Raw genomic sequence first — 25,764 nt, 5'->3', positions numbered from 1 at the left:
GGCGGGCCCTCGTACGCTGGCACCATGCGTCCGGTCACCGATCTCGAGCGTCGCGTCGCGCCCTTCCACGTGCAGTCCGACTACCAGCCCTCGGGCGACCAGCCGGCGGCGATCGCGGAGATCACCAAGCGCCTCAACGACGGCGTCCAGGACATCGTCCTGCTCGGCGCCACCGGCACCGGCAAGACCGCCACGATCGCGTGGGTGGCCGAGCAGGTGCAGCGCCCGCTGCTGGTGCTCCAGCCCAACAAGACGCTGGCCGCGCAGTTCGCCAACGAGCTGCGTCAGCTCTTCCCCGACAATGCGGTCGAGTACTTCGTCTCCTACTACGACTACTACCAGCCCGAGGCCTACGTCCCGCAGACCGACACCTACATCGAGAAGGACTCCTCCATCAACGAGGAGGTCGAGCGGCTGCGCCACTCGGCGACCAACAGCCTGCTCACCCGCCGCGACGTGATCGTGGTCTCGACCGTGTCGTGCATCTACGGTCTCGGCACCCCGCAGGAGTACGTCGACCGCATGGTCCGGCTGCGCGTCGGGGAGGAGCACGACCGCGACTCGGTGCTGCGCCGGCTGGTCGAGATCCAGTACACCCGCAACGACCTGGCGTTCACCCGCGGCACCTTCCGGGTGCGCGGCGACACGCTCGAGATCTTTCCGGTCTACGAGGAGCTGGCGGTCCGGATCGAGTTCTTCGGCGACGAGATCGAGCGGCTGATGACGCTGCACCCGGTCACCGGCGAGGTGCTCACCGAGGACCAGGAGCTCTACGTCTTCCCCGCGAGCCACTACATCGCCGGCCCGGAGCGGATGGAGCGCGCGATCAACGGGATCGAGGCCGAGCTCGCCGAGCAGCTGGCGACGTTCGAGCGGCAGGGCAAGATGCTCGAGGCGCAGCGGCTGCGGATGCGCACGACGTACGACATCGAGATGATGCGCCAGGTCGGCTCCTGCTCGGGCATCGAGAACTACTCGATGCACATGGACGGCCGGTCGCGGGGGAGTGCGCCCAACACGCTGCTCGACTACTTCCCCGAGGACTTCGTGCTCGTCGTCGACGAGTCCCACGTCGCGGTGCCCCAGATCGGTGGCATGTACGAGGGTGACATGTCCCGCAAGCGCAACCTGGTCGAGCACGGCTTCCGGCTGCCGAGCGCCATGGACAACCGGCCGCTGCGCTGGGAGGAGTTCCTCGAGCGGATCGGGCAGACCGTCTACCTGTCCGCGACGCCCGGCGACTACGAGCTCGACAAGGTGCAGGGCGACGTCGTCGAGCAGATCATCCGCCCGACCGGACTGGTCGACCCGGAGGTCGTGGTGAAGCCGACCAAGGGCCAGATCGACGACCTGATCCACGAGATCCGCATCCGCGCCGAGAAGCAGGAGCGGGTCCTGGTGACCACGCTGACCAAGAAGATGTCCGAAGACCTCACCGACTACCTCCTCGACGCCGGCATCCGCACCCGCTACCTCCACTCCGAGGTCGACACCCTCAAGCGGATCGAGCTGCTGCGCGACCTGCGGCTGGGCGCCTACGACGTCCTGGTCGGCATCAACCTGCTCCGCGAGGGCCTCGACCTGCCCGAGGTGTCCCTGGTGTCGATCCTCGACGCCGACAAGGAGGGCTTCTTGCGCTCCGACAAGTCGCTCATCCAGACCATCGGCCGCGCGGCACGCAACGTGTCCGGCGAGGTCCACATGTACGCCGACCGGATCACGCCGTCGATGGAGTCGGCCATCGACGAGACCAACCGGCGCCGGGCCAAGCAGGTCGCCTACAACGAGGCGCACGGGATCGACCCGCAGCCGTTGCGCAAGAAGATCGCCGACATCACCGAGATGCTCGCCCGCGAGGACGAGACCACCCAGGAGCTGCTGCAGACCTGGGCCGACGTCGGCCAGAAGGGTCGTGCCGGCGGCGTGAAGCCGAAGTCGCCGACGCCGCACCTGCGCACGACCGACATCGGCGGCCACGCCGCCGAGCTGGCCGGCCTGCCGAGCTCGGACCTCGCCCAGCTGATCCAGGACCTCACCGAGCAGATGAAGGCTGCCGCGGCGGAGCTGCAGTTCGAGCTGGCAGCCCGGCTGCGCGACGAGATCGGCGAGCTCAAGAAGGAGCTGCGTCAGATGATGGAGGCAACCAAGTGAGGAGGGAGCGCCGAGCGAGGGACGAGCTCGAAGCGCTCCCGACGAGCGCGGGAGCGCGCGAGCGCCAGCGAGCGCTGGCGACGAAGTGAGCTCGGGCGTCGTTGAGTTGCCGCATCCTCACCGTTGAGGTGCCCGGAACTCACCGTCGAGCTGTCCGCACTCACCATTGATCGGCAGGTCAACGGCGAGAAAGTGGCAACTCAACGGTGAGGATGCGGCAGGTCAATGGTCCGACCCGTGAGCCGTCGCACGTCCCCGCGGAGGCGGTCCGGGGCGGACCGAGCCGATAGCGTGCCGGTGTGAGCAACGAGCCTGGGCCGGTCCCCGGGCGCCGCTACACCGTCTGGATCGTCGGCCTCCTCGTCTACGCCCTGGCGGTCTTCCACCGCAGCAGCCTCGCGGTCGCGGGCCTGGCCGCGACCGAGCGCTTCGACATCTCGGCCAGCCAGCTGGCGTCGTTCACGGTGCTCCAGCTGCTCGTCTACGCCTCGATGCAGATCCCGGTCGGTCTGCTGGTCGACCGGTTCGGCTCGCGCACGGTCCTGACCGTCGCCGTGACGGTGGTCAGCGTCGGGCAGGCGGCGTTCGCGTTCGCCGACAGCTATGTGCTGGCCCTCGGCGCCCGGGTCCTGGTCGGTGCGGGCGACGCGATGACCTTCATCTGCGTGCTGCGCCTGGTCGGCTCCTGGTTCCCGCCGCGCCAGGTGCCGTTGGTCAGCCAGCTGACCGGCAACTTCGGCCAGCTCGGTGCCCTGGCGGCGGCTGCCCCGATGACCTGGGCGCTGGGCCACCTCGGCTGGACCCGGGCCTACCTGGGCGGGGCGGTGGCCGGCGCCGTCGTCCTCGTCCTGCTGCGGGCGCTGCTCCACGACACGCCCACCCGGGCCCACCTGCGCGGCGTGCCCCTGGGCGCGCGGGCGCTCGTCGCCAGCCTGGCCGCGTCATGGGCGCAGCCGGGGACCCGGCTCGGGCTGTGGGTCCACTTCGTCACCCCGTTCAGCACCGCGCTGATGGCGCTGCTGTGGGGATTCCCGTTCCTGGTCACCGCCGAGCACGTCTCCCCGGGTACGGCGAGCGCGCTGCTCTCGTTGCTGGTCGTGGCCTCGGTCGGCTACGGCCCGCTGCTGGGCTGGGTGGTCGGGCGACACCCGTGGCACCGCTCGACGACCGCGCTGGTCATCGTCGCGGCCCTCGCGACCGTGTGGGCGCTGGTCCTGCTCTGGCCGGGCGACGCCCCGCTGCCGCTGCTCGTGCTGCTCATCGTCGTGGTCGGCGCGGGCGGCCCGGGCTCGATGATCGGCTTCGACGTGGCGCGCACCAGCAACCCCGACCACCGTACGGCGAGCGCCAGCGGGATCATCAACGTCGGCGGGTTCACCTCGGCGCTGCTCGCGGTGCTCGCGGTGGGCGCCGTGCTCGACGCGCTGACGCCGGGCTCGGGGGACTACACCCCGGAGGCGTTCCGGTGGGCGATGGCCAGCCAGTACGTCCTGTGGGCCGTCGGCGTCGTCCAGGTGGTCCGCTACCGGCGGCGAATCCGCTCCCTCACGACCCGCGAGCAGGTGGCGTCGGGGTCCTCGATGGTCGACCTGCGCGACCTGGGCGACCCGGTCAGCCGCGACGCGCGCTGAGTCCGACGAGACGGGCCACGACGAGCGCGACGTAGAAGACGCCCGCGACCTGCTCGACCATCACGAACGACCTCGCCTGGTTGACCACGGGGTAGACGTCGGACAGCCCGACGCTGGTCAAGGTGGTGAAGGACAGGAACAGCAGCTCGAACCAGCTCAGCGGGTCCGTGCCGTCGGGACTGTTGAAGCCGACGAAGGACCCGGGCCAGAGCACCTGGGCGGCGGCGTACAGGTAGGCGAAGCCCCAGGCGACGACGGTGAACGCCGCGCCGGTGGCGAACAGCTCGTCCAAGGTGACCTGGTCGTCGTGGAAGAGGTAGCGGATCATCGCGTAGGAGACGAACAGGTAGAACGGCACGTGGAACGCCGCGGACGCCAGCACGATCGCTTGGTCCGCGGGCTGCACCGCCTCGAGCACCGCGAGTACGACGGCCGGGCCGCCCAGCAGCAGCGCGACCCAGGTGAGCACCGGGGTGCGCCGCACGGCCCACACGGCGCTGAGGACGACGGCCATCTGGAACACGCCGACCACGGCCCGCCCGGCGGCCGAGCCGGCGAGCGCGGGGTAGGCGAGCACGACCACGAGCTGGGCGGTCAGCAGGACGGCCGACGGATGGCGGCCGACGGCTTCCAGCGGCCGGGACGAACGCGACGCGAGGCTCTGCACGTCCCGATCCTAGGGAGCCCCTGCCGTGACCCTGACCACACCGAGCCCGTTGAGGGAGGCGGGGGAGGAAATTCGACCACGGGCTGGCCGAGTCGCCTTGGTCACAACGAGAACGTGTTCTAATATCGCCGGGTCCCTGGAGGGGGACCGGCTTTGCACATATGGGGAGAGGAGTCGGGGCGTGGCGTTCAATGCCATGGCGGTCGTGCGTGGCCCCGGCGAGATCGCGCTGATGGTCGTCGAGGTGACCAAGCGGATCTTCACCCGGCCGTTCCAGCTCCGGGAGTTCCTCGAGCAGGCCTGGTTCGTCACCAGCGTGACGCTGATGCCGACGATCATGGTCTCGATCCCGTTCGGCGCCGTCATCTCGCTGCAGGTCGGGAGCCTGACCGGCCAGCTCGGCGCGCAGTCCTTCGCGGGCGGTGCGGCGGTGCTCGCCACGGTGCGCGAGGCGGCGCCGATGGCGGCCGCCATGATCATCGCCGGTGCGGCGGGATCGGCGATCTGCTCCGACCTCGGGGCCCGCAAGATCCGCGAGGAGATCGACGCCATGGAGGTCCTCGGCATCGATCCGCTCGAACGGCTGGTCGCCCCGCGGGTGGTGGCGACGATGTTCGTCGCGCTGATGATCAACGGCATCGTGATCGGGACCGGGATCGGCGGCGGCTACTTCTTCACGGTCATCGTCCAGGGCGGCTCCGCCGGCGCGTTCCTGTCGTCGTTCACCGCCCTCGCCTCGCTGCCCGACCTCTACATCGCGATGATCAAGGCCGTCATCTTCGGCTGGCTCGCCGCGATCATCGGCGCCTACAAGGGCCTCAACGCGGGCGGCGGGCCGAGCGGCGTCGGTCGCGCGGTCAACGAGTCGGTGATCATCGCCTTCATGGCGCTGTTCTTCCTCAACGCCGTGATCACCGCGATCTACTTCCAGATCGCTCCGCCGGTGGGGTTGTGATGGCGGTCGTCAACGAGATGGTCAAGGACTCCGTGCGCTCGGGCCGCAACGGCCTCGAGGGGTACGGCGACCAGCTGCTCTTCTACGTCAAGGCGCTGGCCTGGGTGCCCCGCGCGATCGCGCGCTACCCGCGCGAGATCACCAAGACCCTGGCCGAGGTCGCGTTCGGTGCCGGTGGCCTGAGCGTCATCGCCGGCTCCGTGGGTGTCATCGCCTTCATGGCGTTCTTCGCGGGCACCGAGGTCGGCATCCAGGGCTACGCCTCGTTGAGCCAGCTGGGCGTGGCGAAGTTCAGTGCCTTCATCTCCGCCTACTTCAACACCCGGGAGGTGGCCCCCCTCGTCTCCGCGATCGCGCTCGCCGCGACGGTGGGCTGCGGCTACACCGCTCGCCTGGGTGCGATGCGGATCTCGGAGGAGATCGACGCGCTCGAGGTGATGGGCATCCCGTCGCTGCCGTTCCTCGTGACGACCCGGATGGTCGCCGCCTTCATCGCGGTCATCCCGCTCTACATCGTGGCCCTGTGCGCGTCGTACCTCTCGCCGCGGCTGATCGTGACCTTGATCTACGGGCAGTCCGCCGGCACCTACGACCACTACTTCCTTCAGTTCCTGCCGCCGATCGACATGATCTGGTCCTTCTTCAAGCTGCTCTTCCTCGCGGTCGCGGTGATCTTGATCCACTGCTACTACGGCTACACCGCGTCGGGCGGGCCGGCCGGTGTCGGCCGGGCGGTCGGCAAGGCGATCCGGACCAGCATCGTGACCATCGTCGCCGCCGACTTCTTCCTGAGCTTCGCCATCTGGGGCTCGACGACGACCGTGCGGATCACGGGGTGAGCCGCCGATGCTGGTGAACATCCATCACGACAGCGCCAAGGAGCACAACCGGCTCCTCGTCGCCGGCGTCGTCTTCCTGAGCGTGATCGCGCTGCTGGTCTGGCTCTCCATCGCGATCTACAACAAGACCTTCGACAACTCGACCGTCGTGACGGTCAAGGCGGACCGGGCCGGTCTCCAGCTGGCCAAGTTCGGCGACGTCCGGGTCAACGGTGTGCTGGTCGGCCGGGTCGACAAGATCGACCAGGACGGCGAGCAGGCCGAGATCACCCTCGCCATCGACAACGACGCCGCGAAGAAGATCCCGGCCAACGTGAGCGTGCGGATCCTGCCGACCACCCTGTTCGGCCAGAAGTTCGTCGCGCTGGTCCGACCGGAGGCGGCGAGCGGTCACCTGCGCGACGGCCAGGTCATCTCCTCGGACCGGGTGGAGACCAACGTCGAGCTGAGCCAGGTGCTCGCCGACCTGTTCCCGCTGCTGCGCGCGGTTCGTCCCGCCGACCTCAACGCCACGCTGCACGCCCTCGCCACCGCGCTCGAGGGCCGTGGCGACCAGCTCGGCTCCACCATGGACCAGCTCGGCGACTACATCGGCGCGATCGACGACCACCTGCCGACGCTGCGCAAGGACCTGGTCGCGCTGGCCGACGTCGCGGACGCCTACGACGTCGCCGCACCCGACCTGCTCGACGTGCTCGACAACGTGACGGTCACCAGCAAGACGGTCACCGAGAAGGCCAAGGACCTCGACGTCTTCTTCTCCGACCTCACCGGTCTCTCCGACACCGCGACCGAGCTCCTCGGCGACAACGAGCAGAACCTGATCCGGATGGGCCAGGTCACCGCGCCGGTGCTCGACCTGTTGGCGGAGTACTCCCCGGAGTTCCCCTGCCTGATCCGCGGTGCCGCCAACTACGCGCCGATCCTGTCCAAGACGTTCGAGGGCAACGTGGTCAAGCAGTACATCGAGTTCTTCCAGCCGCAGTTCCGGCCCTACGACGAGCGGGACCTGCCGACCTACGGCGAGGTCGGCCACGGGCCGTGGTGCCTGGGCCTGCCGGACTTCACCGTTCCGGCGCCGGCCCATCCCCTCGACCAGGGCTCCGACATCGACGAGAAGGGCGGCTTCTCGCCGCTCCCGCTCCAGGGACTGGGCCTCGACGGACTCGGCCTCGGTCTGCTCGGCCGCCCGCCCGCCATCGACAGTGGGTACGCCGGCAGCGTGGCCGAGCAGCGCGTCGTCAACGCGATGCTGGCCGGTGAGACGGGCCACGACGCGGCGTCGTACGGCTCCCTCGGCTCGCTCCTGTACGGGCCGGTGGTCCGCGAAGGGAAGGCGGCCGGATGAACCCCGGGGGCAACCAGCGCAACGCGGCCACGCGGGCCGCGGCGATCAAGCTGGGCGTGTTCACGGTCGTCTCCGTGTTCGTGACCGGCCTGCTGGCCGTGATCATGGGCAACATCGGCTTCGGTGACCGCAACGAGTACCAGGCGATCTTCACCAACGCGACGATGCTCGAGAAGGGCGACGACGTGCGGGTGGCCGGCGTCAACGTCGGCGAGGTCAAGAAGGTCGAGCACTACCGCCGCACGATGGCGAAGGTGACCTTCAAGGTCGACGCCGGCGTCAAGATGACCACGGCGTCCAAGGCGAGCATCCGCTTCCTGAACCTGGTCGGCGACCGCTACCTGAGCCTCGAGGAGGGTGCCGGCGCGGCCGAGGCCGAGCGGCTGTCCGACGGTGACACGATCCCGGTCGGCAACACCGCCCCGGCGCTCGACCTCACCGTCCTGTTCGACGGCTTCAAGCCGCTCTTCGCAGCGCTGACGCCCGACCAGGTCAACGAGCTGAGCATGAACCTGGTCCAGGTCCTGCAGGGGGAGGGCGGCACGGTCAAGAGCCTGCTCGACCACACCGCGTCGCTCACCTCGACCCTCGCCGACCGCGACCAGCTGATCGGTGACGTGGTCACCAACCTGACCCAGACCCTGAAGACGGTCGACGACCGGCACCAGCAGCTGAGCTCGCTCATCGTCGAGCTGAAGGACTGGATGACCGACCTGGCCAGGGACCGCGACACGATCGGCTCCTCGCTCGACAACATCTCCCAGCTGACCGTCGCCGTCGCCGACCTGCTGCGCCGCGGCCGTCCGCTGGTCCAGGAGGACATCGCCGCGCTGCGCGAGCTCGCCAAGCTCTTGAACAAGAAGGAGAACCGGGACAACCTGGCCAGCCTCCTCGACCGGATGCCGGAGATGATGACCGACCAGACCCGGACCGGCACCTACGGGTCCTGGTACCAGTACTACGTCTGTGGCGTCTCCGCCCGGATCCGGCTGCCGATCATCAAGGACCTGCCGATCCTCAAGGAGATCGAGGACTACATCACCAAGTTCTCCTTCAAGTCCAAGGCGCCGAGGTGTCAGGACCGATGAACAAGCACCAGCGCACCCGCGACGCCCGCGTCCTCCGCCTCGGCGTGGTCACCCTCGTGGTGATGGCCGTCGTGTCGGCCGCGACCTTCAACCTCGGCAAGTTCCCGGGGTTCCGCGGCACGACCTACTACGCGGAGTTCAGCGACGCCAGCGGCATCCACAAGGGCAACATCGTCCAGGTCGGCGGCATCCGGGTCGGCCGGGTCGCGGCGGTCACCCTCGCCGGTGACCGGGTCAAGGTGAAGTTCGAGGTCGACGGCGACGTCGACTTCGGCAAGCAGAGCAGTGCCTCGATCGAGGTGCTCAACCTGCTCGGCGAGAAGTTCCTCGACCTCCAGCCGGGGGGCGAGGGCCAGCTCGCCGAGGGCGGCACCATCCCGATGGAGCGCACCCAGGCGGCCTACGACATCGTCGGGGTCTTCGGCGACCTGACCACCACGACCGAGGAGATCGACACCGACCAGCTCGCCCAGGCGCTGGACACCGTGGCCGACACCCTCGACGAGGCGGCGCCCGAGATCCAGGCGTCCTTCGACGGCATCTCGCGGCTCTCGCGCAGCATCGCCTCGCGCGACGCCGAGATCCAGACCCTCTTCGACAGCTCGAAGGAGGTCACGAAGGTGCTCGCCGACCGCAGCGACGACATCGTCGAGCTGATGAAGAACAGCGACCTGGTGTTCCAGGAGCTCACCAAGCGCAAGGAGGCGGTGCACGCGCTGCTCGTCAACGCCCGCACCCTCGCCAAGGAGCTGCGCGGCGTGGTCAAGGACAACGAGGCACAGATCGGCCCCGCGCTGCAGGAGGTCGACGGCCTGGTGTCCTTCCTGGTCTCGAAGAACGACAAGCTCAAGGCGACCCTCGCGGCGCTCGGTCCCTACGTGTCCATCCTCAGCAACATCATCGGTACCGGGCCCTGGTTCGACGCCTACGCCGCGAACGTGCTCGCGATCCCGACCGGTGAGTTCGTCCCAGGAACGGGGCTGTGATCGCCGTGGTGTCCACCGTCCTCAAGCGCATCGACCGCCGCGTCATCGCCGTCGTCGCCGCGGTGCTGCTGCTCGCCGTGACCGTCAACCTGGTTCGCTCGCCGGCCGAGATGAAGACCGTGACCGCCCACTTCCCGCGTGCCGTCAGCGTCTACAAGGGCACCGACGTGCGGATCCTCGGCGTCAACGTCGGCAAGGTGACCGCGGTGATCCCCGAGGGCAACTCGGTCCGGGTCGAGATGGAGTACGACGCGTCGTACAAGGTCCCGGCGAAGGCGCAGGCCGTCATCGTGACCCCGACCCTCGTGGCTGACCGCTTCGTCCAGCTCACGCCCGTCTTCCAGGGCGGCGACGTGATGGCCGACGGTGCCGACATCGCGCTGCCCGAGACCGCCGTTCCGGTCGAGCTCGACCGCATCTACGGCAGCCTCCAGGCACTCACCCGGGCGCTGGGCCCCAACGGCGTCAACGCCGACGGCACCCTCGACCACCTGCTGGAGGCCGGCAACAAGGCGTTCGGCGGGCAGGGCACCCAGGGCAACCAGATGATCCAGGACCTCGCTGACGCGGCGCAGACCTTCGGCGACGGGTCCGGCCCGCTGTTCGAGTCGGTCACCCAGCTCGCGAAGTTCACCACCACCCTCGCCGAGAACGACTCGCTGGTGCGCGGCTTCATGCAGGACCTCACGGGGGTCTCGTCGATGCTCGCCGAGGAGAGCGACGAGCTCCAGCAGGCGGTCGCCGCCGTCGCCAAGGCGGTCGGCAGCGTCAAGGGCTTCGTGCGCGACAACCGGGACGCCTTCGTCGCCGACATCGAGAAGCTCACCGAGGTGATGAGCACCATCGCCTCGGAGAAGGACAACATCAAGACCGCCGTCGAGGTGGCACCGGTCGCGATGGGCAACCTGGCCATGGGCTTCGACCACGTCAGCGACAGCCAGAACTCCCGCTTCGCCATCGGCGGCAACGTCTGGGACGCCGACGGCTTCATCTGCGGTCTGATCCAGCAGCATCCGGCGATGCCGCCGGCCCTCAAGGACACGGCCTGCGAGCTGATCGAGAAGCTGATCGAGCCGATCGTGACCAAGCTGCCGTGGCTCCCGCCCGGGTTCAAGCAGTACCTGCCGAAGCAGGCCGCCTCGCGGAAGGGCGTCAAGGTGCCGGAGATCTCGGACGTGTCCTACTCGACCGGCGACGGCGCCTCCGTCCAGAGCCTGCTGGGAGGTGGCTCGTGAGGCGCCGCTGGCAGGGCCTGGTCGCCCTGCTCCTCGGTACGGCGCTGCTCACCGGCTGCAGCAGCTTCGACGGCGCCTACGACCTGCCGCTTCCCGGTCACCCGGTCGACGCCGACGAGGCGTTCGAGGTGACGGCGTACTTCCGTGACGTGCTCAACGTCGTGCCGCGATCGCCCGTGATGGTCGACGACGTGGTCGTCGGCGAGGTCACCGACGTGGAGCGGTCCGGCTGGAACGCCAAGGTCACCCTGCGGCTGCGCGAGGACGTGAAGCTGCCGGACAACGCGATCGCCGACATCCGGCAGGTCTCCCTGCTCGGCGAGAAGTACGTCTCGCTCCAGGCGCCCGAGCAGGAGGCGCCGAGCGGGCGGCTCGGCCAGGGCGACGAGATCGCGCTCGCCAAGACCGGCCGCAACCCCGAGGTCGAGGAGGTGCTCGGCGCGCTCTCCTTCCTGCTCAGCGGCGGTGGCGTGGCCCAGCTCGGCACCATCACCCACGAGGCCAACCTGGTCATGTCCGGTCGCGAGGACCGGCTGCGGGCGCTGCTGTCGTCCCTCGACTCGGTCGTCGGCACCATCGACCAGCAGAAGCTCGACATCATCCAGGCGCTCGAGTCGCTCAACAACCTGACCTCGACCCTCAACGCCGAGAAGAAGACGATCGGCGACGCCCTCGATGCCGTCGGCCCGGCCGTCGACGTCCTCGCCGCGCAGCACGACGAGCTGATCGCCATGCTGGGCTCCCTCGACAAGCTCGGCGAGGTCGGGACCCGCGTGATCAACGCCAGCAAGGAGGACGTGCTCAAGATCCTCGCGGACCTGAGCCCGGTCCTGCGTCGCCTCACCGAGGCCGACGAGCAGCTGGCACCCGGCCTCAACCTCCTGGTGAGCTTCCCGTTCCCGCAGGCGGCCAACAACATCGTGCAGGGCGACTACGCCGACACGATCATCCGCGCGGACCTCAACCTCGAGAACCTCTACAAGACGCTCGGTCTGCCCGAGATCGAGCTGCCCGACCTGGGACAGGTCCTCGACTCGGTCACCAAGTGCCTCCGGAGCGGCAGCCTCACCAGCGTGTCCTGCCTCAAGGTGCTCAGCGACGTCAACCTGCTGCTGGACCTGCAGAACAAGTGCAAGGACCCCAAGATCAGCGGCAGCCCGGTCTGCAAGCTGCTGACCTCGCTGCCCAACCTCGACCTCGGCGGCCTGCTCGGCGGCTCCAACGGCGTGCTCGGTCCCAACGGGCTGCTCGGCGGGCTGCTCAAGGGGCTCACCGGTGCGGGTGCCCAACCGTCGTCGTACCGCACGACGCCGGAGAGCCTGCTCGGCGGAGGGCTGACATGACCAGGGGAGTGCGGATCCGGCTGATGGCCTTCGTGGTCCTCAGCGCCGTCGGCATCACCTACATCGCCGCCAGCTACCTCGGCGTCGTCGACCGGATCACCGGTCGTGGGATCACCGTCACCGCGAGCCTGCCCGGTTCCGGCGGCCTCTTCGAGGGCAGCGAGGTGACCTACCGCGGCGTGAAGATCGGTCGCGTCGCGAAGATGGACACCACCGAGGAGGGCGTCGACCTCACCCTCGACCTCGAGGAGGACACCCGTCTCCCGCTCGACTCGCGGCTCTTCGTCCACAACCTCTCGGCCGTCGGCGAGCAGTACCTCGACTTCCAGCCGGCCGACGTGAAGGGGCCCTACGCCAAGGACGGCTCGACGTTCGCCGGCGACGACAAGTCGCTGCCGGTCGACGAGGGCGACCTGCTGGTCGACCTCAACCGGTTCGTGGGCTCGGTCGACAAGGACAGCCTGGAGAAGGTCGTCAAGGAGCTCGGGACCATGTTCACCGACACCGGTGACGACCTGCAGAAGCTCCTCGACGGCGGCTCGGCGTTCATCGCCGAGGCGAACGCCCACACCGACGAGACCATCCAGCTGCTCGACAGCGGTCTGGCAGTGCTGAAGACCCAGCAGGGACAGAAGGAGAACATCCGCCGGTTCGCCCAGGACCTCAACACGCTGACCTCGGCGCTGCGGGGCAGTGACGGCGACCTGCGCACGGTGCTCAGCGCCACGCCCGGCGCCGCCAAGGCGCTGACCCGGCTGCTCAAGGATCTCCAGCCGACCATCCCGGTCCTGCTGGGCGACCTCGTCACCGTCGACCAGGTGCTCGTGACCGAGCTCGACGGCATCGAGCAGCTGCTGGTCACCTACCCGGTGCTCATCGCGGGAGGTCCGTCCGGAAGCACCGCGGACGGCTGGGGGCACGTCAACCTGCAGTTCGACTACAGCGTTCCGCCGTGCACCCAGGGCTACGTGCCGCCGTCCGAGTGGCGCTCGACGCAGGACCTGACGGACCGCAAGCCGGCCGACGTCAGCTGCACGGCCGGGGCGCCGTACTCGATGCGCGGCAGCAAGTACGCTCCGGCGAACCGCAAGAACCGGGCCTCGCCCGGCCGCGTCTACAGTGGCACCTACGACCCGTCCACCGGCCAGGTGCCCGGGCTGGTCGACAACCAGGGGACTCCGGTCGAGCTACGGCAGCCGGAGGACCTGTCCGTCCTGGGAGGGGATGCGTGGAAGTGGCTGTTGGTCGGTCCGGTGGCGAGCAAGTGACGGCCGACCGGAGCCGGGTCCGCCTCAACATCGCCCTGTACGCCGCCACGGTGGTGTGTGGCTGCGTGGCGCTGTTGTTGCTGTACCTGCACGTGAGCACCTCCGACAACGAGGTCAACGGCACCGACGTGGTGCCGGGTGCGGGCCAGGACGTCGGCCGTGGTCTGGTCGAGGCGGTCCCGCTGGCCGAGGAGGCCGAGCAGGAGCGCACGGCCGCGCAGCTCGAGGCCGCCAGCAAGATGGTCACCGCGTTCGTGAACTTCGACTACCAAGACCCCGGCCGCACCGTCGAGGCGGTCAAGTCGATGGCGACCGGCACGTTCCTCTCGCAGTACTCCAAGGGCGCGAAGGACCTCGAGAAGCTCGCCATCGAGGCGCAGTCGAACATGGTCGCCGAGGTCGTCTGGGCCGGCCTGGTCGCCGGGGACGAGGACACCGCCACCGCGATCGTCGCGACCAGCGGCACGGTCAAGAACAAGACGACGAACTTCCAGCCTGAGGCGCGCAACTACCGCATCCAGCTCGAGCTCGTGCGGGAGGACGGTCGGTGGCTGACCAAGGACCTCCAGTACGTCGCGCTCGGCTGATGCTGCGCAGGACGAGGAACAGATGACCCGCCCCACCCCCCGCAAGCCCGCCAGCTCCCGGGGCCAGACCCCGCGACCACGCCGGATCGCCGGCCAGGCCGGTGTCCCGCGGCCCGCGGCCGACGACACGACGCCGGACGACGGGACGCCGGACGACGCGCCGACCGATGTGCCTGCTGCCGGGGGCGACACGGTCCTCGCGCCGCAGCTCGACGTCGCGGCCGACGACGAGCCCGGCCTGTTGGGCCGTCCCCGGACCACCCGGATCCTGATCGCGCTGCTGGCCCTGGTGACCATCGCGCTGGTCGCCGAGTTCGTGCTGCTCGCCGTCGACCGCTTCGGCGACGAGGACGACGAGCAGGCGCGGGTCAGCGACGGCACCAGCAGCCTGGTCGTGCCGAAGGGCCGACCGGTCGTCGTGTCCGCCCTGCAGTGGCGCGACGGCGTCGAGGCCGCGGCCAAGGCCGCCCAGGAGCTCGTCTCGGTCGACTACAGCAAGTACGACGACGAGGTGAAGAACGCCGTCGCGCTCACCACCGATCGCTACGAGAAGGACTACCTCAAGACGATCGGGGACGTGAAGGAGCAGGGCATCGCCCAGCAGCTCAAGGTCCAGGCGAGCGTCGTCGCCCAGGGCGTGGTGCGGGCCAACCGGACCCGGCTCGAGGCGCTGGTCTTCCTCAACCAGGTCGTGGAGCGGGTGCGGGACGGTAAGAAGGAGACCGTCGTGACGCCGTACCGCGTCCTGGTCACCATGGTCCACACCGACCACGGCTGGCTCGTCGACCGGCTCGACACCGACGACCCGTCCGCGGCCGCGCGGCAGGGGACCTCGCCCAGCGGCGCGCCCTCCGCGGACGCGCCGACCGAAGACGCGCCGACCGAAGACGCGCCGACCGGAGACAAGAGGAACTAGAACACGTTACAGTTCGGTCGTGGTCACCTCCGGAAGCATCGTGGACTGCGACCTGGCGGTGGTCGGCGCCGGGCCGAGCGGTCTGTTCGCGACCTACTACGCCGGCTTCCGCGGGATGCGGGTCGCGCTGATCGACTCGCTGCCCGAGCTCGGCGGCCAGATCACCGCGATGTACCCGGAGAAGGCGATCCTCGACGTCGCCGGGTTCCCCGACGTCAAGGGCCGTGACCTCGTCGAGGGACTGGTCGTCCAGGCGCTCACCGCGAAGCCCGAGCAGCTCCTCGGCCGGACGGCGACCGAGCTGGTCACCGACGACGACGGACTGACGCTCACCCTCGACGACGACACCGCCGTGCGCGCGAAGGCCATGGTCATCACCGCCGGCATCGGAAAGTTCAGCCCGCGCCCGCTCCCGGCCGCCGAGGGCTGGATCGGTCGTGGCGTCGAGTTCTTCGTTCCGGCCTTCGAGCCCTACCGCGACCGGGACGTCGTCATCGTGGGTGGCGGCGACAGCGCCTTCGACTGGGCGCTGCACCTCGAGCCGATCGCACGCTCGGTCACCCTCGTCCACCGCCGCGATGCGTTCCGCGCCCACCAGCGCACCGTCGACCACGTGCTGGCCTCGTCGGTGCAGGTCGTCACCAAGGCCGAGGTCGCCGCGCTCCGCGACGGCGCCGGCGGTACGGCGGGCCCGCTCGCCGAGCTCGAGCTGGTCGTCGACGGCGAGTCCCGGGTGCTGCCCGCGCAGGCCGTCGTCGCCGCCCTCGGCTTCGTCGCCGACCTGGGCCCGCTGCAGCAGTGGGGCCTCGAGACGCACCGTCGCCACGTCGTCGTCGACCCGTCGATGCGCACCTCGCTGCCGCGGGTGTTCGCGGCGGGCGACATCACCGAGTACCCCGGCAAGGTCCGGCTGATCGCGGTCGGCTTCGGCGAGGCCGCGACCGCCGTCAACAACGCGGCCGTGGTCATCGACCCGACCGCCCACGTGTTCCCCGGCCACTCCTCGGAAGGGAGCTGACGCCCACATGAGCTCTGGACGCGACAAGGTCAAGCTGAGCGAGGAGGAGGTGCAGGGCCTGCTCGAGGAGAACCTCAAGGTGCAGGTCGCCGCCAACGGCGTCGCGGGCTTCCCGCACCTGACGACCCTCTTCTACGTCGTGCGCGACGGGAAGATCGCGTTCTGGACCTACGGCCGCAGCCAGAAGATCCTCAACCTCGAGCGCGACCCGCGGGTGACCGCGCTCGTCGAGGACGGTACCGACTACTTCGAGCTGCGCGGCGTCTCCATCGAGGGGCGCGCGGAGATCGTGCGCGACCACGACACGATCCTCGAGATCGGCTCGGCCGTCGCCACCCGGATGGTCGGCGCCGACTCGTTCGAGTCGCTCGGGGAGATCGGCATGAAGGCCGTGGAGAAGCAGGCGACCAAGCGGGTGGGCGTGGTCATCCACCCCGAGCGGGTCGCGTCCTGGGACCACCGGAAGATGACCGGTGGTTGAGGTGCTCCGAGCGAGGAACGAGCGAGGAGCCTCGAAACCTGGTGGGCCCTGCCTGCCAACGAAGAATTGAGGGGTCACGAATGAAGATCAAGGTCGACTTCGACCTGTGCGAGTCCAACGGCCTGTGCGAGGCCATGGCGCCCGAGGTGTTCGAGCTGGACGACGACGACTTCCTCCAGCTGCGCACCGAGCACACGACCGACGAGAACATCGACAACGTCAAGCGCGCCGTCGCGGCCTGCCCGCGCGCCGCCATCACCCTCGTGGAGGACGACGCGTGAGCACCCCGAGCAGCGGCACCAGCACCACCAGCCTCGACGGCTTGGTCGCCGTCGTCACCGGCGCCGGGGCCGGTCTCGGCCGCGCCGAGGCGCTCGCCCTGGCCCGGGCCGGTGCCCGGGTCGTCATCAACGACCTGCCGGGCGCCGGCGACGAGGCCGCGGAGGAGATCCGTGCGTTCGGCGGCGAGGCGGTCGTCGTCCCGGGGGACGTCAGCGAGCGCGCCACGGCCGACGCGATGGTCGCCGCCGCGGTCGAGCAGCTCGGCGGCCTCGACATCGTGGTCAACAACGCGGGCATGACCCGCGACAAGATGCTCTTCAACCTCGGTGACGACGACTGGGACGCGGTGATCGCGGTGCACCTGCGTGGCCACTTCCTGCTCTCGCGCAACGCCGCCGCCTACTGGCGCGGCAAGGCCAAGGAGAGCGAGTCGGGCACCGTCTACGGCAGCATCGTCAACACCGCGTCCGAGGCCTTCCTCGGCGGCTCGCCCGGCCAGGCCAACTACGCCGCCGCCAAGGCCGGCATCGCCGCACTGACCCTGTCGAGCGCTCGCGGCCTGTCCCGCATCGGCGTGCGCGCCAACGCGATCTGCCCCCGGGCTCGCACCGCCATGACCGCCCAGGTCTTCGGCGAGGACCAGTCCGGCAAGGCCGTCGACCCCTACTCGCCCGAGCACGTCGCGCCCGTCGTCGCCTACCTCGCCTCGCCGGCCGCCGAGCGGATCACCGGCCAGGTGATGGTCGTGTACGGCGGCATGGTGGCCGTCGTCGCGGCGCCGGTCGTCGAGGAGCGCTTCGACGCCTCCGGCGACCTGTGGACCGCTGACGACCTCGACAAGCAGCTCGGCGGCTTCTTCGCCGGCCGCGACCCCCACGTCGGCTTCGCCGCCGACTCGATCATGAAGCTGACGGTGTGAGCATGGGACGGTTGGAGAACAAGGTCGCGATCGTCACCGGCGCCGCGATGGGCCAGGGCGCCGAGATCGCCCGCGCCTACGTCGCCGAGGGGGCGAGGGTCGTCATCGCCGACGTCGCCAAGGAGCAGGGCCAGGCGCTGGCCGACGAGCTGGGCGCGAACGCCCACTTCGTGCACCACGACGTCAGCGACGTCGCCTCCTGGGCGAGCCTGGTCGAGGACGCCAACTCCCGCTTCGGCCCGGTCGACGTGCTCGCCAACAACGCCGGCATCCTGCGCTTCGGCGACATCGAGCGGATGCCCGCCGAGGAGGTCGAGCTGCTCTGGCGGGTCAACCAGCTCGGCGTCTTCTTGGGCATGCAGGCGGTCAGTCGCACCATGCGCAAGAACGGCGGCGGCTCGATCATCAACGCCTCGTCGGTCGAGGGGCTCGCGGGCATGCCGTCGTGCACGGCGTACGCCGCCACCAAGTGGGCCATCCGCGGCATGACCAAGTGCGCGGCGATGGAGCTCGGTCCGCGGGGGATCCGGGTCAACTCCGTGCACCCCGGCATGATCGACACCCCGATGACCCGGGTGCACGGCGGCGACGCCGCCATGGAGTACGGGGCCAGCAAGGTGCCGCTGCGCCGCGTCGGCACGCCCGAGGACATCGCGCCGGTCTACGTCTTCTTGGCCAGCGACGAGTCGTCGTACATCAACGGCGCCGAGATCGCCGTCGACGGCGGTGTCACCTCGACCCACGCGTTCGGGGCGTGACGGCCCCGAACGGGTCAGTCGCGGAGGATGAGGTGAACGGCCTTCTCCATGTGCGTCGCGGTGTCCGCGGCCGTGGAGCGGCCGGTCACCCACGCCACCAGGGCGGAGAGCCACACGTCGCCGATGACGCGCGCGATGGCGACGTCCTCCTCGGTGAGGGCGCCTTCGTCAGGCACCCCACCGTGCATCGCGTGGGTGACGATCGAGGTCATCGCCATGCCGACGACGTGGATCTCGTTGGTCACGCTGCTGTCGGCGAACATGAAGGCGCGGGTGAGGGCCTCGGTCAGCTTGGGGTCGCCCTGCATGCCCCTGGCCATCCGCTTGAGGACGTAGAGCACGCGTTCGGCCTGGGTGTCGCCGGGGATGTCGCGCTCGTTGAGGCGTGCCGAGGCTTCCTCGAACTGGCGGCCCAGGGCGGAGACCAGCAGGTGGATCTTGGACGGGAAGTAGCGGTACAGCGTGCCGAGGGCCACGTCGGCCTGCTCGGCGACGGCGCGCATCTGGACCGCGTCGAAGCCGCCGGACTTGGCCAGCTCGTAGGTCGCGTCGAGGATCCGCTTGCGGCGCTCGCGCTGTGCGGCCGATCCGACGTCCTCGGACGTCGCCGAGTTCGCGATGCTCACGGAATGTCCCCCTGGGTTGAAGATGACGAGGCGGGTTGTTGAGGACCCAGTCGATAGGCTACCGGCAGGTAGCGCATAATTTGGAACACGTTCCACCACGATTCTGTTACAACCTTGCTCCCCGGGAGCACGACTTGGGGAGATACACCTGATGCGAATCGCGATGCTGTCCTACCGCAGCAAGCCGCACGTCGGGGGCCAGGGGATCTACATCCGCCGCCTGACGCGCGAGCTCGTGGCCCTGGGCCACACGGTCGAGGTGTTCTCCGGCCAGCCCTACCCGGAGCTCGACGAGGGGGTCACCCTCACGAAGGTCCCGAGCCTCGACCTCTACCGGCCCGGCGACGAGTTCCGCAACCCGCGGCCGAGCGAGTACCGCGACCTGGTCGACGTCGAGGAGTGGCTGACCATGCGCAGCGGGGCCTTCCCGGAACCGCTGACGTTCAGCAAGCGGGTCGTGAAGCTGCTGCGGTCCCGTCGCGACGACTTCGACATCGTCTTCGACAACCAGACCCTGGCCACGCCGCTGCTCGGCATCGAGGACCCCGCGAAGGTCGGCCTGCCGCTCGCGGCCACCATCCACCACCCGATCACGATGGACCGGCGCATCGAGCTGGCCGCCGCCGTCTGGGCCAAGCGCAAGGCCGGCTCGCGGTGGCGCTTCGAGCTGCCGAAGATCGGCGTGTGGCGCTGGTACTCCTTCCTCACCCAGCAGAAGCGCACCGCGCCCCAGCTGCGGCGGGTGATCGTGCCCTCGGAGTCGTCCAAGCGCGATGTCGTGCGTGAGTTCAAGGTCGACCCGGAGCGGATCGAGACGATCCTGCTCGGCGTCGACGACCGGTTCGTGCCGCCGACCGAGCCCCGCGTCCCCGGCCGGATCCTCGCCATGGCCAGCGCCGACGCGCCCCTCAAGGGCATCTCGGTGCTGCTCGAGGCCTTCGCCAAGCTCGTCGTCGAGCGCGACCTCGAGCTCGTGCTGGTGACCAAGCCCAAGGAGGGCGGCGTCACCGAGAAGCTGATCGACCAGCTCGGCATCGCCGGGCGGGTCTCCTTCGCCAACGGGCTCACCGACGACGAGCTCGTGGCCCTGATGGGCTCGGCCGAGCTGGCCTGCGTGCCCTCGCTGTACGAGGGCTTCTCGCTCCCGACCGCCGAGCTGATGGCGTGCGAGACGCCGCTCGTCGTCTCGCGGGCCGGAGCCATCCCCGAGGTCGTCGGTCCCGACGGCCTGTGCGCCGACGTCGTCGAGCCCGGTGACGTCGGTGCCCTGACGACCGCTCTGGCCGCCCTGCTCGACGACCCGGCCCGCCGTGCCGAGATGGGGGCCGCCGGCCGCCGTCGGGTCAAGGAGCTGTTCAGCTGGAGTGCCGTCGCTGCCAGCACCGCCGAGGTGCTGGAAGACGTGATCGCCGAGTACAAGGCCGAGACGGCCGAGAAGGCCTGAGGAGAACAGACATGCTGACCGTTGACTTCGACCGCCTGGGCCTGCAGGCCGGCGACCGCGTCCTCGACATGGGCGCCGGTGCCGGTCGCCATAGCTTCGAGATGTACCGCCGCGGCGCAGACGTGATCGCGTTCGACCTCGACGCCGAGGAGCTCGAGAACGTCCGCAACCTGTTCGTCGCCATGAAGGAGGCCGGCGAGGTGCCCGTGGGCGCCGAGGCCGACGTCAAGCAGGGCGACGCGCTCGCGCTGCCCTTCGCCGACGGCGAGTTCGACCGGATCGTGTGCTCCGAGGTCCTCGAGCACATCCACGACGACGTCGCCGCGATCCGCGAGCTGATCCGCGTGCTCCGCCCGGGCGGCACCCTGGCGGTGACCGTGCCCCGCTGGCTGCCCGAGGTCATCAACTGGCGCCTGTCGGCCGACTACCACCACGCGGAGGGCGGCCACATCCGGATCTACACCGACCACGAGCTGGTCGACAAGGTCACCAAGGGCGGCCGCTCCAACGACGGCACGCCCGGCGACGCCATGGTGTTCGAGGGCAAGAGCTACACCCACGGCCTGCACGCGCCGTACTGGTGGATCAAGTGCGCCGTGGGCGTCGAGAACGACAACCACCCGCTCGCGAAGGCGTACCACAAGCTGCTGGTCTGGGAGATCATGAAGCAGCCCAAGGCGCTCCAGGTCGCCGGCAAGGTGCTCGACCCGTTGATCGGCAAGAGCATGGTGCTCTACTTCCGCAAGCCGGAGGCGGCGTGAGCCGGGGCGCGACGCCCGAGGTCCCGCTGAGCCGCCTGCCGTACGTCGACGGCGTGCTGTCGGCGCAGCAGGTGGCCGACACCGCGGCGGCGATCGCCGCGATGCAGGAGCCGTGGGGCGCCGTGCCCTGGACGACCGGGGAGCACGTCGACATCTGGAACCACGTCGAGGCCGCGATGGCCATGCTCGTGGGCGGCCAGGTCGAGGCGGCCGAGCGTGCCTACGCGTGGATCCCGACGATGCAGCGCGCCGACGGATCGTGGCCGATGAAGATCGTCGGCGGCGTGCCCGACGACGAGCGCGGCGAGGTCAACATGTCGGCGTACTTCGCCGTGGGCCTGTGGCACCACTGGCTGGTGCGCCGCGACATCCGCTTCGTCGAGCGCTACTGGCCCTCGGTGCGCGCCGGGCTCGACTTCGTGGTCTCCCTCCAGGAGCCGTTCGGTGGCATCCGCTGGACGCCCGAGGACGACTTCTGCCTGCTCACCGGCAACTCGAGCATCTACCACTCGCTGCGTGCCGGCGTCGCTCTGGCCGACCTGATGGACGACCCGCAGCCGGAGTGGGAGCTCGCCGGCGGCCGCCTCGGCCACGCCGTGCGCACCCACCCCGACCGCTTCGCCGACAAGTCCAACTACTCGATGGACTGGTACTACCCGGTCCTCGGCGGCCCGGTCCGCGGCGACGCCGCTCGTGAGTTGCTCGCCCGCCGCTGGGACGACTTCGTCGTCCCCGGTCTCGGCATCCACTGCGTCGACACCAACCCCTGGGTCACCGGCGCCGAGACCTGCGAGCTGGCCATGGCCCTCGACGTCCTCGGCGACTCCGACTCCAGCAGGCGGGCGCTGACGCTCCTCGCCGAGATGCAGCACCTGCGCGAGGACGACGGCCGCTACTGGACCGGCTGGGTCTACACCGACCCCACCCGCCCGGCGCCCGACGACGAGCCCCGTGACGTGCACTGGCCGCACGAGCACACCACCTACACCGCCGCGGCGGTGGTGCTCGCCGTCGACGCGCTCGGGGAGACCTACGGCCACGCGACCCCGGGCTCGGGGATCATGCGGGGCACCTCGCTCGCCCCGCACTTCGACGAGATCGCGCTGGAGTGCGACTGCCCCTCAGCCGAGCGGGTCTCCGGCCGCTCCTGACGTGCGCTGCAGGACACGGAGGGAGCCGGCGACGGCGACCTCCGTGAACTGCCCGCTCGCCAGGGCGGGCAGGTAGATCTGCTCGTACGGCGGCCGGCCGCCGTCGGCGGGGTCGGGGAAGACGTCGTGGATGGCGAGGTAGCCGCCCGCCTCGACCCAGTGTGCCCAGCCCTCGTAGTCGGCGCGCGCCGGCTCCTCGCCGTGCCCGCCGTCGATGAACAGCAGCGACAGCGGCGTGCGCCAGTGGGCAGCCACGGTCGTGGACTGGCCGACGACAGCGATGACATGGTCCTCGAGGCCGGCGCGGGCGATGTTCTTGCGGAACTGGCCGAGCGTGTCCATCAGGCCGAGCTCGGGATCGACGACGCTCGCGTCGTGGTGCTCCCAGCCGGCCTGGTTCTCCTCGGAGCCGCGGTGGTGGTCGACGGTGAAGGCGACGGCCGTCGTCCCCGTCTCGCGGGTGACCTGCTGCGCGGCGGCACCGAGGTAGATCCCGGACTTGCCGCAGTAGGTGCCGACCTCGAGCGCGGGCCCGTGGGGAAGTCGCTCGAGCGCGATCCGGTGCAGCAGGGCGCCCTCGTCCTCGGGCATGAAGCCCTTCGCGCGGCGGGCATGGTCCAGCAGGTCGGACGGCATGGTGGACGGCGTGGTGTCGGTCACCCGGCCACTCTAGTAGAGTTAGAACGCGTTCTAGTTCTTGAGGAGCATCATGTCGATCGGCATCACCGACGAGCAGGTCGAGCTCGCCGACAGCCTGCGCAAGTGGGCCGCGAGCCTGTCCCCGGTCGAGGCGGTCCGCGCCGCCGAGGGCGACGTGGCGGCGGACTTCGCGGCCGTCCGGGCCGCGGCCGACGAGATGGGGATCGCCGCGATCGCCGTGCCCGAGTCCGCGGGCGGCGGGGGAGGCACCGTGCTCGACCAGGCCGTGGCGCTCGAGGCGTGTGCCCGCGAGCTCGTGCCCGGCGGGCTGCTCGGCTCGGCGATCGGCGCGCTGCTGACCGGACGCCCGGGTCGGTACGGCGTCCAGGTGCATCCCGGCGGCGTCGTCTGGGACGGCGGCGCGGCCGACGAGCAGCTGTTGCTCGACGCCGGCGAGGTCACCCCCGAGCCCGGCGTCGACCTGAGCGCCCGGCACGCCCGCGTCGCCGGTGTCGCCGGTGTCGCCGCCGGAGGTGAGGACCTGCGCCGTCGGCTGCTCGCTGTCACCCTCGCCGCCGCCGAGGCCGCCGGCGTGACCCGCTGGTGCCTGGAGGCGGCGGTCGACTACGCCAAGGTCCGCGAGCAGTTCGGTCAGAAGATCGGCGCCTTCCAGGCGATCAAGCACCTGTGCGCCCAGATGCTCGAGACCGCCGAGGCCGTCACGGCCGCGGCCTGGGACGCCGCCGCGGCGGCCGACGCCGACGACGTCGAGCAGTGGGCCTTCGCGGTGGACGTCGCCCAGGTCACCTGCTTCGACGGCGCGGTCGAGGTCGCCAAGTCCTGCATCCAGGTGCTCGGCGGCATCGGCTTCACCTACGAGCACGACGCCCACCTCTACCTGCGCCGTGCCCTCACCCTGCGTGCCCTCGTCGGCTCCGCCGACGCCGCGGCCGAGCGGGTGACCGCCGCCGCCGTGACCGGGGTACGACGCCGGGTCGAGGTCGACCTCGAGGGCCGTGACGAGGCGGTCCGTCCCGGGGCACGCGCCACCGCCGAGCGGATCGCCGGGCTGGCGGCGGCCGAGCAGCGCTCGGCGCTGGTGGACGCGGGCTACCTCACGCCGCACTGGCCCGCGCCCTACGGGCTGGGCGCCGACCCCACCACGCAGATCGTCATCGACCAGGAGCTCGCGCGGGCGGGCGTCGTACGCCCGGACCTGGTGATCGCCGGCTGGGCGGTCCCGACGATCCTCGCCCACGGCACCGACGCCCAGCGCGAGCGCTTCGTGCGGCCCTCGCTGCTCGGCGAGCTCACCTGGTGCCAGCTGTTCTCCGAGCCCGGCTCGGGCTCTGACCTCGCCTCGCTGCGCACCCGCGCCGTGAAGGTCGACGGTGGCTGGTCGTTGACCGGGCAGAAGGTGTGGACCTCGGTCGCCGAGCGCGCCGACTGGGGCATCTGCCTGGCCCGCACCGACGCCGACGTCCCACAGCACAAGGGCATCACCTACTTCCTCGTCGACATGCGCTCGGCCGGCATCGAGGTGCGCCCGCTTCGCGAGATCACGGGTGAGGCACTGTTCAACGAGGTCTTCCTCGACGAGGTGTTCGTGCCCGACGAGTGCGTCGTGGCCGAGCCGGGCGACGGCTGGAGGCTGGCCCGGACCACCCTCGCCAACGAGCGCGTCGCCATGGCCAGCGCCCGGCTGACGAAGAGCGTCGAGCGCGCGGTCGAGATCGCCGCCGCCCGCGACCTCGGTCCGGTCGAGCACGTCGAGGTCGGCCGCCAGGTCGCCCTGGCGACCGTCTGCGCCCTCCTGGGCGTCCGCACCACCCTGCGCGCCCTGGGCGGCCACGGTCCCGGCGCCGAGTCGAGCGTCGCCAAGCTGCTCGGCGTCCGCAGCCGCCAGGACTCCTCGGAGCTGGTGGTCAGGCTGCAGGGAGACGACCTCGCCCTGCTCGGCGCCCTCGGCAAGGAGTCCGACGACCCGCTCGCAGCCGATGTCTGGGAGCAGCTCAACACCCGCTGCCTCTCGATCGCCGGTGGTACGACGCAGATCCTGCGCAACGTCGCCGGCGAGCGGATCCTCGGGCTGCCGCGCTAGGACACGCCCTGGGAGTCCGCTGAACAAGAAGGGCGATCGCGAGCGCCGCGCAGCCGCGTGGACCGTTCCGCAGGCTCCTCGCTAGCGCACGGCCCTCTCGACCAGGGCGGTGAGCTCCTTCTCCACGGCCGGGCTCAGGGACGCGACGGCGAAGACCGTCGGCCACATGTCGCCCTCGTCGAGCCGGGCCCACTCCTGGAAGCCGACCTCCGCGTAGCGCATCTTGAACTTGCCCGCGCTCTTGAAGAACACCACGACCTTGCCGTCGGCGTTCGCATAGGCCGGCATCCCGTACCAGGTCTTCGGCGCGAGGCCGGGCGCGTGCGTGGTGACGATGCCGTGGAGCGCCTCGCCGATGGCGCGGTCCGCCTCGTCCATCGCGGCGATCTTGTCGAGGCAGTCCGCCAGGTCGGCCTGGGCCCTCTTGGTGCCGGTCCCGCGGCTTGCTGCCGCCCGTCGTTCCGCGGCGGCCTCCTGCATGGCCGCCTTCTCCTCGTCGCTGAACGTGCTGTTCTTCGCCATCCCTCTTCCCTTCTCGATCGTGTTCGTCACGACCGTAGGAGGAGGGAG

25 protein-coding genes are annotated in these 25,764 nt (G+C 70.2%); 21 read left to right on the top strand and 4 right to left on the bottom strand.

The features are described 5' to 3' along the window. The first annotated feature begins 24 nt into the window (after positions 1 to 24). Positions 25 to 2,151 (top strand): excinuclease ABC subunit UvrB, encoded by a 2,127-nt coding sequence (gene uvrB / locus KU893_RS00315; RefSeq protein WP_246591390.1) that lies wholly within the window; start codon positions 25 to 27, stop codon positions 2,149 to 2,151. Positions 2,152 to 2,450: 299 nt separating this feature from the next. Then, positions 2,451 to 3,782, top strand: a complete 1,332-nt coding sequence (locus KU893_RS00310) for an MFS transporter (RefSeq protein ID WP_218232310.1) — start codon at positions 2,451 to 2,453, stop codon at positions 3,780 to 3,782. On the opposite strand, the gene KU893_RS00305 is transcribed toward KU893_RS00310, so the two are convergent. Beyond that, on the bottom strand, positions 3,763 to 4,449 hold the full coding sequence (locus KU893_RS00305; RefSeq protein WP_257440711.1) for an ion channel: 687 nt from the start codon (positions 4,447 to 4,449) through the stop codon (positions 3,763 to 3,765). The genes KU893_RS00310 and KU893_RS00305 overlap by 20 nt on opposite strands. A 181-nt stretch (positions 4,450 to 4,630) precedes the next feature. Here KU893_RS00305 and KU893_RS00300 point away from each other — a divergent pair, with 181 nt between their 5' ends. From KU893_RS00300 to KU893_RS00230, 15 genes are read left to right on the top strand one after another with little or no spacing between them, the layout of a single operon-like run. Then, positions 4,631 to 5,404 carry an MlaE family ABC transporter permease gene (locus KU893_RS00300; protein ID WP_257440710.1) on the top strand — a complete coding sequence of 258 codons (774 nt, stop codon included), beginning with the start codon at positions 4,631 to 4,633 and terminating at the stop codon, positions 5,402 to 5,404. Then, positions 5,404 to 6,243 (top strand): MlaE family ABC transporter permease, encoded by an 840-nt coding sequence (locus KU893_RS00295; RefSeq protein ID WP_218232309.1) that lies wholly within the window; start codon positions 5,404 to 5,406, stop codon positions 6,241 to 6,243. The genes KU893_RS00300 and KU893_RS00295 overlap by 1 nt, the downstream gene beginning before the upstream one ends. Before the next feature lie 7 nt (positions 6,244 to 6,250). Then, positions 6,251 to 7,591 (top strand): MCE family protein, encoded by a 1,341-nt coding sequence (locus tag KU893_RS00290; RefSeq protein ID WP_218232308.1) that lies wholly within the window; start codon positions 6,251 to 6,253, stop codon positions 7,589 to 7,591. Continuing rightward, positions 7,588 to 8,679 carry an MCE family protein gene (locus KU893_RS00285; RefSeq protein WP_218232307.1) on the top strand — a complete coding sequence of 364 codons (1,092 nt, stop codon included), beginning with the start codon at positions 7,588 to 7,590 and terminating at the stop codon, positions 8,677 to 8,679. The genes KU893_RS00290 and KU893_RS00285 overlap by 4 nt, the downstream gene beginning before the upstream one ends. Beyond that, positions 8,676 to 9,665, top strand: coding sequence for an MCE family protein (locus tag KU893_RS00280; RefSeq protein ID WP_218232306.1), 990 nt, complete (start codon positions 8,676 to 8,678; stop codon positions 9,663 to 9,665). The genes KU893_RS00285 and KU893_RS00280 overlap by 4 nt, the downstream gene beginning before the upstream one ends. Next, positions 9,662 to 10,900, top strand: a complete 1,239-nt coding sequence (locus KU893_RS00275) for an MCE family protein (protein ID WP_218232305.1) — start codon at positions 9,662 to 9,664, stop codon at positions 10,898 to 10,900. Before KU893_RS00280 ends, KU893_RS00275 begins: the two co-directional genes overlap by 4 nt. Further along, on the top strand, positions 10,897 to 12,243 hold the full coding sequence (locus KU893_RS00270) for an MCE family protein (protein ID WP_218232304.1): 1,347 nt from the start codon (positions 10,897 to 10,899) through the stop codon (positions 12,241 to 12,243). The genes KU893_RS00275 and KU893_RS00270 overlap by 4 nt, the downstream gene beginning before the upstream one ends. After that, positions 12,240 to 13,511 carry an MCE family protein gene (locus KU893_RS00265; protein ID WP_218232303.1) on the top strand — a complete coding sequence of 424 codons (1,272 nt, stop codon included), beginning with the start codon at positions 12,240 to 12,242 and terminating at the stop codon, positions 13,509 to 13,511. The genes KU893_RS00270 and KU893_RS00265 overlap by 4 nt, the downstream gene beginning before the upstream one ends. Next, positions 13,508 to 14,098, top strand: a complete 591-nt coding sequence (locus tag KU893_RS00260; protein ID WP_218232302.1) for an Rv1363c family protein — start codon at positions 13,508 to 13,510, stop codon at positions 14,096 to 14,098. Before KU893_RS00265 ends, KU893_RS00260 begins: the two co-directional genes overlap by 4 nt. A 22-nt stretch (positions 14,099 to 14,120) precedes the next feature. Continuing rightward, positions 14,121 to 15,014 carry a hypothetical protein gene (locus tag KU893_RS00255; protein WP_218232301.1) on the top strand — a complete coding sequence of 298 codons (894 nt, stop codon included), beginning with the start codon at positions 14,121 to 14,123 and terminating at the stop codon, positions 15,012 to 15,014. Positions 15,015 to 15,033: 19 nt separating this feature from the next. Then, positions 15,034 to 16,032 carry an NAD(P)/FAD-dependent oxidoreductase gene (locus KU893_RS00250; protein ID WP_257440709.1) on the top strand — a complete coding sequence of 333 codons (999 nt, stop codon included), beginning with the start codon at positions 15,034 to 15,036 and terminating at the stop codon, positions 16,030 to 16,032. Positions 16,033 to 16,039: 7 nt separating this feature from the next. Beyond that, positions 16,040 to 16,513, top strand: coding sequence for a pyridoxamine 5'-phosphate oxidase family protein (locus KU893_RS00245; protein ID WP_218232300.1), 474 nt, complete (start codon positions 16,040 to 16,042; stop codon positions 16,511 to 16,513). 41 nt (positions 16,514 to 16,554) lie between these two features. Then, the gene (locus KU893_RS00240; protein ID WP_372449650.1) at positions 16,555 to 16,794 is read left to right on the top strand and encodes a ferredoxin; all 240 of its coding nucleotides are present in this window, start codon (positions 16,555 to 16,557) and stop codon (positions 16,792 to 16,794) included. After that, the gene (locus KU893_RS00235; protein ID WP_218232298.1) at positions 16,791 to 17,714 is read left to right on the top strand and encodes a 3-oxoacyl-ACP reductase; all 924 of its coding nucleotides are present in this window, start codon (positions 16,791 to 16,793) and stop codon (positions 17,712 to 17,714) included. The genes KU893_RS00240 and KU893_RS00235 overlap by 4 nt, the downstream gene beginning before the upstream one ends. Positions 17,715 to 17,716: 2 nt before the next feature. Next, on the top strand, positions 17,717 to 18,472 hold the full coding sequence (locus tag KU893_RS00230) for an SDR family NAD(P)-dependent oxidoreductase (RefSeq protein ID WP_218232297.1): 756 nt from the start codon (positions 17,717 to 17,719) through the stop codon (positions 18,470 to 18,472). A gap of 14 nt (positions 18,473 to 18,486) precedes the next feature. On the opposite strand, the gene KU893_RS00225 is transcribed toward KU893_RS00230, so the two are convergent. Then, positions 18,487 to 19,098 carry a TetR family transcriptional regulator gene (locus tag KU893_RS00225; protein ID WP_218232296.1) on the bottom strand — a complete coding sequence of 204 codons (612 nt, stop codon included), beginning with the start codon at positions 19,096 to 19,098 and terminating at the stop codon, positions 18,487 to 18,489. 151 nt (positions 19,099 to 19,249) lie between these two features. On the opposite strand from KU893_RS00225, the gene KU893_RS00220 reads away from it, so the two are divergent. The 3 genes from KU893_RS00220 to KU893_RS00210 are packed head-to-tail and all read left to right on the top strand — an operon-like array spanning position 19,250 to position 22,454. After that, positions 19,250 to 20,542 carry a glycosyltransferase family 4 protein gene (locus KU893_RS00220; RefSeq protein WP_218232295.1) on the top strand — a complete coding sequence of 431 codons (1,293 nt, stop codon included), beginning with the start codon at positions 19,250 to 19,252 and terminating at the stop codon, positions 20,540 to 20,542. A gap of 11 nt (positions 20,543 to 20,553) precedes the next feature. Continuing rightward, positions 20,554 to 21,303 carry a class I SAM-dependent methyltransferase gene (locus KU893_RS00215; RefSeq protein ID WP_218232294.1) on the top strand — a complete coding sequence of 250 codons (750 nt, stop codon included), beginning with the start codon at positions 20,554 to 20,556 and terminating at the stop codon, positions 21,301 to 21,303. Continuing rightward, a complete protein-coding gene (locus tag KU893_RS00210; RefSeq protein ID WP_218232293.1) occupies positions 21,300 to 22,454 on the top strand; it encodes a prenyltransferase in 1,155 nt (384 codons plus the stop codon). Before KU893_RS00215 ends, KU893_RS00210 begins: the two co-directional genes overlap by 4 nt. Here the strand turns inward: KU893_RS00210 and KU893_RS00205 are convergent. Beyond that, the gene (locus KU893_RS00205; RefSeq protein ID WP_257440708.1) at positions 22,425 to 23,114 is read right to left on the bottom strand and encodes a class I SAM-dependent methyltransferase; all 690 of its coding nucleotides are present in this window, start codon (positions 23,112 to 23,114) and stop codon (positions 22,425 to 22,427) included. The genes KU893_RS00210 and KU893_RS00205 overlap by 30 nt on opposite strands. 49 nt (positions 23,115 to 23,163) lie before the next feature. Between KU893_RS00205 and KU893_RS00200 the strand changes: the two genes are divergently transcribed. After that, complete coding sequence (locus tag KU893_RS00200; RefSeq protein WP_218232292.1) at positions 23,164 to 25,194, top strand: acyl-CoA dehydrogenase family protein; 2,031 nt, start codon at positions 23,164 to 23,166, stop codon at positions 25,192 to 25,194. Between the two features lie 81 nt (positions 25,195 to 25,275). On the opposite strand, the gene KU893_RS00195 is transcribed toward KU893_RS00200, so the two are convergent. Further along, a complete protein-coding gene (locus KU893_RS00195; RefSeq protein WP_308167149.1) occupies positions 25,276 to 25,746 on the bottom strand; it encodes an iron chaperone in 471 nt (156 codons plus the stop codon). Positions 25,747 to 25,764 lie beyond the last annotated feature (18 nt).

It is taken from the genome of Nocardioides daeguensis (assembly GCF_019192965.1).
In the GTDB taxonomy this organism is placed as follows: Bacteria; Actinomycetota; Actinomycetes; order Propionibacteriales; family Nocardioidaceae; genus Nocardioides; species Nocardioides daeguensis.
The sequence above is the reverse complement of the archived record's forward strand: the minus strand, read 5'-3'. Positions and strand labels throughout refer to the sequence as shown.